Raw genomic sequence first — 13,603 nt, 5'->3', positions numbered from 1 at the left:
CCCGCGTCCGCGGGGCCGACGCTCCGGTAGAAGTTGCGCGGGTCGTCAAGCATGGAACATCCCCGCGTCCGCGGGGCCGACGCCTCGGCCTTGGCCAGAGCGGCGAGGTATGGCGGAACGTCCCCGCGTCCGCGGGGCCGACCATGCCAGCGCTCCCCGGTCAAGCTGAAGTCGTGGAACATCCCCGCGTCCGCGGGGCCGACGGTGTTCATCTGCATGGTTTCCTCCAGGGAAGGGGAACATCCCCGCGTCCGCGGGGCCGACGTGATCGCCGGGTCCATGAGCGGGTCGAAGATGGGAACATCCCCGCGTCCGCGGGGCCGACTGGGACGACATGTACGACCCGTCCATGTCCAGCGGAACATCCCCGCGTCCGCGGGGCCGACGCGGTGACGTTCCAGACCGACTCGGGTGGCTGGGGAACATCCCCGCGTCCGCGGGGCCGACTGCTGGTTCCGCCGCTTGCTGCTGGTGTGGAGCGGAACATCCCCGCGTCCGCGGGGCCGACGCGATCAGCTTGTCGATCAGACCGGTCAGCGCGGGAACATCCCCGCGTCCGCGGGGCCGACCCCGTGACGGACCGGGTCGCCGTTTCGAGTTCCGGAACATCCCCGCGTCCGCGGGGCCGACGACCACCACGTAACTGGAGATCGAGCATGAGCAGGAACATCCCCGCGTCCGCGGGGCCGACCAGGGGCACACTGACCGGGGCGGAGCCTCCGTGGGAACATCCCCGCGTCCGCGGGGCCGACGTCAGCAAGAGCACCACAACCGTAATGCTCGCGGGAACATCCCCGCGTCCGCGGGGCCGACGTCGGCGGTGGATTGTTCGAGGCGCTGGACAGCGGAACATCCCCGCGTCCGCGGGGCCGACGGCCTGGGCCCAGTCCTCCGTGGAGAACCGGGCGGAACATCCCCGCGTCCGCGGGGCCGACCCCTGGGAGATCGCCCAGGCAACCCAGGTGGCCGGAACATCCCCGCGTCCGCGGGGCCGACTGCGGGTCCAGGGCGGCGAAGCAAAGCAGGATGGGAACATCCCCGCGTCCGCGGGGCCGACGGTCGCTGAGCACCGCGCACATCTCCATGAAGGGGAACATCCCCGCGTCCGCGGGGCCGACTCGATCGAGGCGGAGGGCGAGTTCAAGGTCGCCGGAACATCCCCGCGTCCGCGGGGCCGACGGATCTTGGGTCCCCTTGATTGGGGAGGAGTGGGGAACATCCCCGCGTCCGCGGGGCCGACTCGAAGTTGACCAGCTCGATCGGGGTGTAAGGGGGAACATCCCCGCGTCCGCGGGGCCGACGGATATGCCTGCCTACGGTCGTGCTGTGAATGAGGAACATCCCCGCGTCCGCGGGGCCGACGCGCGCGCCATCTGCATGGCGAACGTCTGGCCGGGAACATCCCCGCGTCTGCGGGGCCGACTGCGGCGGCCCGTGCCCGGCCCGGGAAGTCCAGGGAACATCCCCGCGTCCGCGGGGCCGACGAACGGTAGGGGTGCGCGACGCCGGACGGCAGGGGAACATCCCCGCGTCCGCGGGGCCGACTGGTCTCTCTCGGAATCCTGTAGGCCATCTAGCGGAACATCCCCGCGTCCGCGGGGCCGACGTCCCGCCGGAGATGCCCAGCCCGCCCGCGTCGGGAACATCCCCGCGTCCGCGGGGCCGACGATGCCCGGCTCTACCGCGCGACGCATGAGACGGGAACATCCCCGCGTCCGCGGGGCCGACTCGCCGTAGAGGATCGTCGGCCCTGACGCGACGGGAACATCCCCGCGTCCGCGGGGCCGACCCCTCGGGGGCGGTCACGTTCCAGCCAGGCCGGGGAACATCCCCGCGTCCGCGGGGCCGACCCGTACCGGTCCATGGCCTCGGCGAACGCGCCGTGGAACATCCCCGCGTCCGCGGGGCCGACGGGTCCGGCAACGGCGACGCCATCACCGGCCTGGGAACATCCCCGCGTCCGCGGGGCCGACCTTACGACACCGGCCCCGGAAGCTGTATCGCCAGGAACATCCCCGCGTCCGCGGGGCCGACTCGTCGATCAGGGCGAGGGCGCGGCTGATGCGGGGAACATCCCCGCGTCCGCGGGGCCGACGTTTCCGGGGGTGGCGGGCGGGTTGGGTGGCGGGGAACATCCCCGCGTCCGCGGGGCCGACGGCCGGGTGTCGGTCGGCGGGTCCGTCATCGGCGGAACATCCCCGCGTCCGCGGGGCCGACGCGACGGCCTCAAGCCCGCCATGGACGCCGGAGGGAACATCCCCGCGTCCGCGGGGCCGACTGTCGATGGCGCAGAACGCCTACCGAGCTGTGGTGGAACATCCCCGCGTCCGCGGGGCCGACTTCGTGACTACCGTGCTCGCACACCACTGCTGAGGAACATCCCCGCGTCCGCGGGGCCGACTACCCCAAGCTCGGCACGACCGCCGACCACGTGGGAACATCCCCGCGTCCGCGGGGCCGACGGCATCGCCGCGATGCGGTTCGGGGCCCAGTGGGGAACATCCCCGCGTCCGCGGGGCCGACCAGGCGGGCGGCGCGGGCGATGCGCCGGATGAGGGAACATCCCCGCGTCCGCGGGGCCGACGGCAAGACCGGCAAGAACATCACGACCACGGCGGGAACATCCCCGCGTCCGCGGGGCCGACCCCTCCCAGCGACCGACCACCAGACCGTGCCTCGGAACATCCCCGCGTCCGCGGGGCCGACATCACGACGGGCACCCCGGGGAGCAGCCGCCGGTGGAACATCCCCGCGTCCGCGGGGCCGACTGGTCGGCCGCTGCCCGGAGCCGTCGTCCTCTCGGAACATCCCCGCGTCCGCGGGGCCGACAGCTGGGTGCCCTGCGCGGTGCTGACGGGCAGGGGAACATCCCCGCGTCCGCGGGGCCGACAGCCTCCCGCTCTCCCTGGCCCAGTCGATGATCGGAACATCCCCGCGTCCGCGGGGCCGACCCGTCCCATTCCACAGTTTGTAGTCCAGACGCAGGAACATCCCCGCGTCCGCGGGGCCGACACTTGCTGACCTGGGGCGTTACCGGGCGGGCCGGCCGATTTCCTTCGGGTGTGTAACAGCAGCCTGCTCAGTCACCAGTCTGTGCCCCTCCTCGACAGTCGCTACCTGCTAACGCTGGGGTGTAGCCGAACGATATCGCGGATGTGTCCGCCCACTCTGTTTTGTCGGTGGCGCTGTCTAGGCTGCGGGCTTGATGGAAGGAGGTGCGATGACGTGGTATCACGCGCTTGGATACAACCAGACCCTGATTGGGCAACTTGGGGCGCTTTGGGGGAAATCGCGCCTTAAGGCAGGTGGTAGGACGAATCTTCTACTCTCGCACCTCTTGGACACGGCGGCGGTGGCGGAGCGGATTTGGGATGGCTATCTGGCGCCATCAACGAAGCATGTCTTGAACGAGCTTTCGGGCGAGCGAGGAAAGCTGTTTTTCGCCTGGATATGCGGTGTGCATGACTGCGGCAAGGCGACGCCGGCGTTCCAGCGAGTGGACGCTGAGGGAGCGGCAGCCGTCCGGCAGGCCGGGCTGCGCTGGGACGAGGCGAGGGTGCAGCGGGCTCGATGGCGGCACGACAAAGCTGGGGGCACCCTCGTGCGACGTCTGTTGCGGGAAGCAGGCTGGGCGTCTGAGCAGATCGATTGGCTGTGGCCACTGGTTGCCGGTCATCACGGCACGGTGCCTTCGGTGGGCACGCTGGAGGGACTGCGGACCGCGCGAGGTGAACCTCAAGGCAAGGGGCCGGCCTGGACGCAGGTGCAGTCGGCGGTGGTGGACGTCTTCACGCGGTTGGTCGGGTTCGCCGATCTGGCCGACGTGCAGCCGCAGCGGGCCCCCAGCCGAGCGGTGCAGTTGCAGCTCAGCGGCCTCGTGGTGATGGCTGACTGGATCGCCAGCGACGAGAGGCACTTCCCTGGCGTTGACGATCTGGCCGACGTGACGATGCATGGGGCCAGAGACCGCGCGGCGAAGGCGTGGGAACGCCTTGGACTACGGGGTGGCTGGGGAAAACTGGCGCTGCCTGCCCCCGAAGCGTTCGCCCACCGATTCGGCCAATCGCCTCGCCGGTCGCAAGAGCTCGTCCTGGACGTAGCGCGACGGATGCCGAGGCCCGGCTTGCTCGTTGTCGAAGCGCCGATGGGCGAGGGCAAGACCAAGGCGGCGCTGGGCGCGGCCGAGGTGCTGGCCGCGCGGTTCGGCGCCGACGGTGTGTTCATGGGGATGCCGACGCAGGCGACCAGCGATCCGATGTTCAGCCAGGTCCGCGCCTGGTTGAACAAAATCGACCCGGAGCTGGCCGGTCAGGTGGCGCTGTTGCACGGCAAGCGGATGTTCAACAAGGAATGGCAGAGCCTGCTGGACGGTTCGGACTCCGACCCGGACAGCTACTTCGACGGGATTGAGGAAGACGACCTGTACGGCCTGGCCGACTCGCCCTTCGGCGGCGAGCGGATGGCGGAGCGGCAGGCGCCGGCGGAGTGGTTCTTGGGCCGTAAGCGCGGACTGCTCAGCCCGTTCGTGGTGGGCACCATCGACCAGCTGCTGTTCGCGGCGACACGGACCAAACACGTGATGCTGCGTGCCGCCGGGCTGATGGGCAAGGTCGTGGTCCTGGACGAGGTGCACGCGGCCGATGTGTACATGTCGCAGTTCCTGCTGGAGGGCCTGCGCTGGTTGGGGCAGGCAGGGGTACCGGCGGTGCTGCTGTCGGCGACGCTGCCACCTGCCCAACGCCGCTCCTTGGTCGCGGCTTATCTCGCCGGGGCGGCATCGGCGGAGACGTTCGACATCGAGAAGTTGCCGACGCCACAGGGGTATCCCAGTGTCACCGCTGCCTGCCTTGTCGATGGGCAGGCGGTCTACGACGTAGCCGACACGAAGCAGTGGCGACCGGATCTGCATGTGAAGGTGACGGTCCACCCAGAGATGCCCAGTACGAAGCAGGAAGAGGCGAGCGGGCAGGCCGAGGCTGCGATCGCCGATCTGTTGCAGGACCGACTCGCGCAGGGCGGATGCGCTCTAGTCATCCGGAACACCGTTCCGCGGGCGCAACGTCTCTACAAGGCGTTGCGCGACCGGTTCGGCGACCATGAGGTGCGCTTGCTGCATGGGCGCATGACCGCGCGCGACCGGGCGGAGGGCACAGAGCAGTGCCTGCAACTTCTGGGCCCGCCGGGCAAGGACGGACCGAGGCGGCCTGATCGCCTGATCCTGGTCGCGACGCAACTGGCGGAGCAATCCTTCGACGTGGACGCAGACGTGCTGGTCACCGACCTGACGACAATCGACCTGCTGTTGCAACGGCTCGGTCGGATCCATCGTCATGACGGAGTGCCCCGCCCGTCGCGCGTACGTCAGCCAGAAGTGATCGTGACAGGGTTCGCGCCGAGAGGCGAGGACGCGCCGTGGATTCTCAATGCGAGTGAAGCCATCTACCGTCGCTACCTGCTGCTGCGTACGGCCGCCTTGGTCTGCGCAGCCGACGGTGGTGAATGGTCGGTGCCGAGCCAGGTGCCGCAGCTGGTTGAGCGGGTGTATGGCGAGGCTCCTGACGTGGTCCCGCCCGCCTGGAACAAGGACGAGCAGCAGGCCCGCGAAGAGTGGGTGTCCGAGCAAGAGAACAGGGCCCGAAGCGCAGAGCACTTCTTGCTCACCCAGGCCGGTGAGCACACGAAGGCCACGCTGGACGGTCTGCACCATGGCGCAGCTCCCGGCAGCCTGGCCGAGCACAAGCTTGAAGCGGTGGTACGGGACGGCGAGCGCAGCGCCGAGGTGATCCTCGTGCGCCAGGACCAGCGGGGGTATCACACCATGGCCGGCAGATGGCTAGGGATCAACGGCGAGGTCGTTTCAGACGACGTCGTGGAAGAGGTACTCGGCGCCACGGTCCGGCTCCCCTCCAAGCTGACCGAGCCGGCCGAGCGGGACCTCGCACCGCTGGACGGCTGGCGAAGCCACCCCTGGCTGAAACACAGCAAGGCGCTGATCCTGGCAGCAGAGACTCCCACCACCCTCGGGGAGTACGAGGTGCAGTATGACGACGAATTGGGACTACTCGTGGACGGTGGCCCTCGACGCCCCACCCGAAAACATGCGTGACCCATGGGCGCGCCGGACGCCTTGAGACAGGGCGCAATGAAGGCCGCCCGGCTGGTGGAGGCTTGATCCCCGCATGGCGGGGCCGATATGTGCCCGAAACACGACCACGGGCCATCCCCACGCCATGAAGGTCGAAGGGCCAAGCGACTCCACTCTACGGATTCGCCAGACGGAATGACGTCAGATGTGGCACGCTCCAATCCGCACCCTCTAAACACGACCAATTAGAGGAGCTAGGAATGTCCGGTTATGACTTGATTGATTCACCATGGTTGCTTCCACGGCCATGCGGCGAGGCTGCTCAAAAGCCTTACTCATTGCGTGAGACGCTGCTCCAAGCTCATCTTCTCGATGCACTGGAAGTGGACGTTCCTACGCAAAATCCCGCACTCATGCGTCAGGTACTTCTGCCCGTTGTCGTGGATGCTTTGGGACGCCCTTCTGACCGCAAGGAATGGGCACGCCGTTTCGCAAACGGACGTTTCACCGATATCGAGCAAAAGGCGATCGGCGCCTACCTGGACGAGCATCGATCCCGCTTCGACCTGTTCGATCAAGAGGCCCCATTCGCCCAGGCCGCCGGGCTGCACACAGCCAAGCAGGAGACGAAGGGGACGGCCCTGCTGGTCGCCACCCAGGCGTCCGGGAACAACGTGCCGCTCTTCTCGTCCCGCACCGAGGGAGACCCACTGCCCTTGACGCCTGCCGAAGCAGCCCGGTGGTTGCTGCACGCGCAGTGCTGGGACACCGCCGGCATCAAGTCCGGTGCGGCTGACGACGGCATGGCGAAGGCGGGCAAGACCACGGGCAACGTCACTGGCCCGTTGGGTGCGCTCGGAGTGGTCGTCCCGATGGGCCGCACCTTGTTCGAGACGCTGATGCTCAACATCCCGATCGGTACGCAGGCGGCCGACGATCTGCCGCAGTGGCGGCGTGCCCCGACGTCAGGACAATGGACGACTCGGCACGCCACCGGACTACTCGACCTGTGGACCTGGCAGGCACGCCGGATTCGCTTGATCCCCGAAGACACCGAGCACGGCCTTCGAGTCTGTCGAGTGGTGCTGTGCGCAGGTGACAGGCTGCAGGCTCTCCCGGAATGGGAGCCGCACACCGCGTGGTCCTTCGTTAAAGATCCGAAGAGTCCCACAGGCACGCAGCGTCGGCCGCGTCGCCACCTCCCCGGCAAGGCCGCCTGGCGTGGCATGGAAGCGCTGCTGGTCGCGGAACGGCAGGACGGTGACGACGGAACCGAGACTTCGCGGCTGCTGAGCCAGCTCGCCGATCTCCAGGCCGAGGGCGCTCTTCCCTTCGACTACCCGCTTCAGGTGCAGACGATCGGCATGGTCTACGGCACCCAGTCCGCCGTCGTGGAGGATGTGCTGTTCGATTCGATCCCGCTGCCGATCGCCGGGCTACGAACCGAGACCGACACCTACACCACGCTGGTCGAGGTGACCGAGCAGGCAGAAGACCTGGCCAAGGCGGTCAACGGCCTGTCGGCCGACCTGCGACGCGCGCGGGGAGCCGACCCGATCCCCTGGAACAAGGGGCAGCGTCCCGGCGAGTTCGTGCTGCACGCGTTGGACCCCCTGGTGCGACGCTTCCTGGTCGGGGTTCGGGCCAGTGCCGATGACCCGGACCAGTTGGAGCGGGGGCACACCGCCTGGGAGCAACTCGCGTACTGGAAGACCCAGGACGTGGCGGAGAGGCTGCTCGCCACGGCCACCGGCAGCGAGTTCGCCGGGCGTGCGCTGAAGAAGGACAAGACGGAGTACGTCTACCGGCTCGCCTCCGCCGAACAGAACTTCCGCCAGCAGCTACGTGCCGCCCTCCCCCGATGGGCCCAGTCCGTACGCGATCGGCCGGACGACGAGCCCGGAGAACTATCCGCCTGACGGGCCCCAGCCAGTCTGAAGACGAGGACAACATGACCTCTCCCAACGATCACATCGTCCGATACTGGACCCGCTACGTGGCCGCTGATGGCACCTGGCGCAAACAGGGCCCGCCACCAGGGGAGGACCTGGCCGCCTTTCGTGCGGGGCTGGGCCGTCCAGCCGGTACGGTGCCGGCCCTCTGGCCGTACTACACCACGCCCATCGACGACCGGCTTGCCAAGCAGGGCAGGGTGTCACACGAGCTGGCCGCCGAACACGCCGCGCTCGCCCTGTTCGGCCTGCACCAGCAGTCCCGCTCCGACCCCATGCATCGTCCCGACGTGCGGCTGGGGCAGGCTCTTCGGCGGCTCCACAAGCAGTCGGAGCAGGACAAGGGGTTCGTCCGGGAGGCAGTGGATCGGCGGGTCAACGCCGCCGCCTCGGCCACCCAGGTGTCGGCCTTTCTCACCCACTTGCGTGGCCTGATCTCTCAGCTACGTACCGTCGGTGTGCCGCTCGACTACGACTGGCTGCTTCGTGACATCCGCGCCTGGCAGCGGCCCGACACCCGGCAACTCGCCCGCCGTCGGATCGGGCTCGATTACCACGGCTGGCAGCCGCCCGCGAAGACGCCTGCGGATCCGACAACCGCCCCCGCATCCAGCCCGCAGTAACCAACACCCGATTCATCCCCTGATTCGATCCGGAGCCCTCCATGGACAAGCGTCTCTACGTCGATGTGCACATCATCCAGACCGTCCCGCCCGCGAACCTGAACCGAGACGATCAAGGTAACCCGAAGGAGGCCTACTACGGCGGGCATCGCAGGGCCCGGGTCTCGTCACAGGCGTGGAAGCGCGCCACCCGCACCAGCTTCGCCGAGCACACTGACGAACAGGATCATGCGACGCGGACCAAGCGGATAGCGGCCGAACTCGCCACCCGGCTGGCGAAACGTACCGGCCTGGAGATCGAACAGGCCACTCGCCTGGCCACCGCCCTGCTGCAGCCGTTGGGCATCAAGCCCGGCAAGAAGGCCGGTGACACCGCCTACCTGCTGTTCTTCGGCTACCGGCAGCTGGAGGACATCATCGACCTGGTCGCCGACCAAGCCACCGACCTGATCGCCCTGGAGGACGAGGAACTGGCCAAGTCGGTGAAGGACCTCCCGGTCGCCGCGAAGCTCCAGCAGGGCCACCCGATGGACGTCGCGCTGTTCGGACGGATGGTCGCCGACATCCCCGCCCTCAACGTCGACGCCGCCGTCCAGGTCGCGCATGCCCTGTCCACCCACGCCGTGGATCTGGAATTCGACTACTACACCGCCGTGGACGACGAGAATCTCAGAGAAGAGACCGGCGCCGGCATGATCGGGCAGATCGGCTTCAACTCCGCCACCCTGTACCGGTACGCCACGGTCAACGTCCCCAAGCTGATCGAGAATCTCGGCGACGACGAGGCGGCCCTGACCACGGTCCACTCCTTCGTCGAGCACTTCGCCCGCTCCATCCCCTCCGGGCACCAGAACTCCTTCGCCCACCGCACTCTGCCCAGCCTTGTCGCCGTGGTGGTGCGCGAGGACCAGCCGGTCAACCTCGTCTCCGCCTTCGAAAAGCCGCTCCTGCCCGAGGAGGACGGCGAGGGCCTGGCCGCGGACTCGGCCGTCCGCCTGGCAGTGGAACACGACCGCGCCATCCGGCAGTGGGGCGACACTCCAGCTCACGTCGCCGTCTGCCATACGTTCGACCCCGACCAGCACACCGGGGAGCGGCTCACCACGATCTTCGGCGCCAACACTTCCTTCCCCACACTGGTCGCGGACCTTCGCGCCAAGCTGGCCGAGCGCATTCAGCAGGCCCGATGACCGCCACTCAAGCCACGCTGGTCCTGCGCCTGGCGGGCCCGCTGCAGTCCTGGGGCGACCGCAGTACGTTCAACCGGCGTGAGACCCGCCCCGAACCCACCAAGAGCGGAATCCTGGGGCTACTCGCAGCCGCTGCCGGTCGGGCGCGAGAAGATCGCCTGGACGACCTGCTCGGCCTCCAACTGGCCGTGCGCGTCGACCAACCGGGCAGCCTGCTGCGCGACTACCACACCGTCAGCGACTACAGAGGACGCCCCCTTCCACAGGCAGGGGTGTCGGCGAAGGGCGTGCAAAAGCCCACGTCGCCGGCCAAGCACACGCACGTCACTCAGCGCTTCTACTTGCAGGACGCGGTGTTCCTCGCGGTGGTGCACGGCCCTGCCGGTCTTGTGGAGACGTTGGCCGAGGCCGTCCAACGTCCGGCCTTCCCTCTCGCGCTGGGGCGCCGTTCCTGCGTCCCCGCCCAACCGCTCTTTCTCGATGTACGGCCGGACCCCATGCTGGACGTACTGAACACGGTCCCCTGGCAGGCCACGGACACCGCCCGACAGATCTACGCCCGCGACCGGGGACGACCTTCCACCATCGATCTGGCCGCCACCTGGGACGATCCTGCCGGAGAAGATTCGCTCACCGACGTCCCGTACTCCTTCGCCCCACGCGAGCGCCGCTTCAGCAGCCGCCGCGTCCGGCACCAGTGGATCACCGTCCCGACCGGATTCGCCAAGGCCGACCGTGCTGGGGACGACCCCCGAAACCACGACCCGTTCGCTCTCCTGGGTTGGTGACCTGAGACATGACCTACCTGTCCCGTATCAGGATCAACCCGCTCCGCGAGAAGAGCCGGTTGCTGCTGGCCAGCCCGCACGCCATGCACGGCGCTGTCATGTACGGCATCCCTGATGCGCCGACCGAGCAGCGCATTCTGTGGCGGCTGGATGCCGACGATCCCCGTCGGCCGATGCTGTTCGTCCTGACCGGCACCCGACCCGACTGGAGCCATCTCGTCGAGCAGGCCGGCTGGCCCGACGCCGACGGCACGCACGCCGCCATCCGTGACTACACGCCACTTCTCGCCCAGATCGCAGTCGGCCGCGAATTCGCCTTCCGGCTCACCGCGAACCCGGTGCAGAACACCTCCAACCCCGTCAAACCCACGGAGACCCAGCTCGAACGAGCTGTGGAGGCCAAACGGCGTTCCTTCCGGATCGGTCATCGCACGGCGGACCAGCAGCTCGGCTGGTTCCTCTCCCGTACCGAACGGTGGGGTTTCGAGGTTCCCCCTTCGCGCACCGACCCGCCGGGACTTGGCCTGGAGCCTGGAGAGGGAGAGCCGGCGACGCCACGCGAAGTACGCATCACCGCTCGCGCACGTCGCTCCTTCCGAAAGAAGAACAACGGCGGCAACCCGGTCGTCCTGCACACCGCCACTTTCGAGGGGCGGCTGCGCATCACGGACACCGCCGCGTTCACGGACCGGCTTCTGCACGGGATCGGGCCGGCCAAGTCCTACGGCTGTGGCCTGCTCACCCTCGCGCCTCTCCCCGGTCTCCGGCAGGAGAGGTGATGGCTGACATCTGGTGGAAGGCACACCCTCACGATTTGCATCGCATCGCCGACCGCGTCTCCAGCGTCTACATCGAACGCAGTCACATCGACCGGGAGGAGAACGCCGTCGTCGTCATCAACAAGAGGGACACCGTCCGCATCCCTGCCGCGATGGTTGCCGTCATGCTCATCGGGCCCGGCACCCGCATCACCCACGGGGCGGTCCAGCTTCTGGGGGACTCCGGCACGGCGGTGTGCTGGGTCGGCGAGCAAGGCGTCCGCCTGTATGCATCTGGACTGGGTCCCAGCCGCGGCGCTGGCCTTCTCTACCGTCAGGCCTGGCTCGTCACCCGTCCCAAGGAACGTCTCGCCGTCGCCCGCGCCATGTACGGCATGCGTTTTCCCGGCGAAGACGTCTCCGCGATGACGATGCAGCAACTGCGCGGTCGGGAGGGCGCCCGCGTCCGCAAGCAGTATCAGCACCACTCCCGCCGCACCGGCGTTGCCTGGAACGGCCGCGACTACCGCCCTGGGGATCCCTTCGCGACCGGTGACGATCTCAACCGCCTGCTTTCGGCCGCGAACACAGCCCTGTACGGCATCTGCCACGCCGTCATCGTCGGTCTCGGCGCCAGCCCTGGTCTAGGCTTCGTCCACACCGGCGCGGCCACTTCCTTCGTGATGGACATCGCGGACCTCTACAAGGCCGAGTACACCATCCCTCTCGCGTTCGACCTCGCCGCCAGGGGGTTGACCGAAGAGCGTGACGCTCGCCTCGGCCTCCGGGACCGAATCGCGGAAACCAAGCTGCTCGGCCGCATTGTCCGCGACATCAAGGCCCTACTTTCTCCAGATGGCTCCGAAATTCCAGAGATCGAGGTCAACGAACTCTGGGACGAGAAGGTGGGCGCCGTAGCTGGAGGCGTCAACTGGGCCGGGACCGAGGAGTTCCCGGAGGATCCTCTCTTCGTCGAGTTCGCGCAGGCCACCATGGGCTACGAACATATCGCCGTCATCGGCCCAGAGTTCGACGACGAAGCCCACGACCGTCCTCGACGTCGTAACGGAGCGGCCGACACATGACCGTCATCGTTCTCGTCGCGGCTCCGGAAGGCCTCCGCGGTCACCTCACTCGCTGGATGGTCGAGGTCAACGCCGGGGTGTTCGTCGGCAACCCCAGCAGACGCATCCGCGACCGCATCTGGACACTCCTCGCCAACCGCATCGGCGACGGACAGGCCGTACTCGTCGAACCGGCTGCGAATGAACAGGGCTGGGCGATACGTACTGCCGGCAAGGATCGCTGGTACCCGGTCGACTTCGACGGACTGATTCTCTCGGCCCGTAATCGGCGATAAAACCGCAGTTCAGCAAGTGTCGGCCCCGCACGCGCGGGGATCGTCCCTGCCGGCCGTGCGGCGGCACAGGCCAGGTCCCGTCGGCCCCGCACGCGCGGGGATCGTCCCACCCGCTTGTGCCACATGTCGGCCGTGGGCACGTCGGCCCCGCACGCGCGGGGATCGTCCCGCGAAAGCGGCCCTCCGCTGGTCCCGGAGAGCGTCGGCCCCGCACGCGCGGGGATCGTCCTCAGCCAGTAGGGGTATCTGCCAGCGAGTATCTGTCGGCCCCGCACGCGCGGGGATCGTCCCCGCCACCCGAACGGCCCGCAACCCTGGGAAATGTCGGCCCCGCACGCGCGGGGATCGTCCTCATGAGCGCCCCTCCCCCCGGTCGATGCCCCGGTCGGCCCCGCACGCGCGGGGATCGTCCGGTGTGACGTGGCGTGTCGGTACGGCCAGACGCGTCGGCCCCGCACGCGCGGGGATCGTCCCAGCACACGTTCCAGCTCCTCACGAAGCGGCATGTCGGCCCCGCACGCGCGGGGATCGTCCGTCGCCAATGATGATGACTTCGTCAGGCTGCCAGTCGGCCCCGCACGCGCGGGGATCGTCCGCGGCCGTGCAGCGGGTCCGGCAGGCCGCAGACGTCGGCCCCGCACGCGCGGGGATCGTCCCGGGGATTCGGGCATCTTCAAGTGGACGGATGCGTCGGCCCCGCACGCGCGGGGATCGTCCACGGTCCGGTCCACTACGGCCGTGGTCGAGAAGGTTGTCGACGACGCGTGAATACTGACCCCCAGGCGACAGCCGAAATCTGACCCCCTTGCAGTTCACTCTGGAGGGTGATCAAGGTGGAGGACTGGGC

The 13,603-nt window shown here is 68.5% G+C and carries 8 protein-coding genes and 2 CRISPR repeat arrays (1 of these 10 cut by a window edge); all 8 genes read left to right on the top strand.

From position 1 onward, the window contains the following. Positions 1-3,012: a CRISPR direct-repeat array (repeat unit 28 nt; unit sequence GGAACATCCCCGCGTCCGCGGGGCCGAC) (it extends 3,967 nt beyond the left edge of the window). Positions 3,013-3,205: 193 nt separating this feature from the next. The 8 genes from cas3 to cas2e all read left to right on the top strand — a co-directional run bounded on the left by cas3 (position 3,206) and on the right by cas2e (position 12,756). Beyond that, on the top strand, positions 3,206-6,106 hold the full coding sequence (gene cas3, locus ACIBST_RS48220) for a CRISPR-associated helicase Cas3' (RefSeq protein ID WP_397180212.1): 2,901 nt from the start codon (positions 3,206-3,208) through the stop codon (positions 6,104-6,106). 239 nt (positions 6,107-6,345) lie between these two features. After that, a complete protein-coding gene (casA, locus tag ACIBST_RS48215; RefSeq protein WP_397180178.1) occupies positions 6,346-8,004 on the top strand; it encodes a type I-E CRISPR-associated protein Cse1/CasA in 1,659 nt (552 codons plus the stop codon). A gap of 32 nt (positions 8,005-8,036) precedes the next feature. Then, entirely contained in the window at positions 8,037-8,660 is a 624-nt protein-coding gene (gene casB, locus ACIBST_RS48210) for a type I-E CRISPR-associated protein Cse2/CasB (protein ID WP_397180177.1), read from the top strand. A gap of 41 nt (positions 8,661-8,701) precedes the next feature. Further along, entirely contained in the window at positions 8,702-9,850 is a 1,149-nt protein-coding gene (cas7e, locus tag ACIBST_RS48205) for a type I-E CRISPR-associated protein Cas7/Cse4/CasC (protein ID WP_397180176.1), read from the top strand. Next, on the top strand, positions 9,847-10,638 hold the full coding sequence (cas5e, locus tag ACIBST_RS48200; protein WP_397180175.1) for a type I-E CRISPR-associated protein Cas5/CasD: 792 nt from the start codon (positions 9,847-9,849) through the stop codon (positions 10,636-10,638). Before cas7e ends, cas5e begins: the two co-directional genes overlap by 4 nt. Before the next feature lie 8 nt (positions 10,639-10,646). Next, a complete protein-coding gene (cas6e, locus tag ACIBST_RS48195; protein WP_352353128.1) occupies positions 10,647-11,417 on the top strand; it encodes a type I-E CRISPR-associated protein Cas6/Cse3/CasE in 771 nt (256 codons plus the stop codon). After that, complete coding sequence (gene cas1e, locus ACIBST_RS48190; protein WP_397180174.1) at positions 11,417-12,481, top strand: type I-E CRISPR-associated endonuclease Cas1e; 1,065 nt, start codon at positions 11,417-11,419, stop codon at positions 12,479-12,481. Before cas6e ends, cas1e begins: the two co-directional genes overlap by 1 nt. Then, positions 12,478-12,756, top strand: coding sequence for a type I-E CRISPR-associated endoribonuclease Cas2e (cas2e, locus tag ACIBST_RS48185; protein ID WP_352353126.1), 279 nt, complete (start codon positions 12,478-12,480; stop codon positions 12,754-12,756). Before cas1e ends, cas2e begins: the two co-directional genes overlap by 4 nt. Before the next feature lie 18 nt (positions 12,757-12,774). After that, a CRISPR array of direct repeats spans positions 12,775-13,473; the repeat unit is 28 nt; unit sequence GTCGGCCCCGCACGCGCGGGGATCGTCC. Positions 13,474-13,603 lie beyond the last annotated feature (130 nt).

The organism is Nonomuraea sp. NPDC049684 (assembly GCF_044465345.1).
GTDB lineage: Bacteria > Actinomycetota > Actinomycetes > Streptosporangiales > Streptosporangiaceae > Nonomuraea.
The sequence above is the reverse complement of the archived record's forward strand: the minus strand, read 5'-3'. Positions and strand labels throughout refer to the sequence as shown.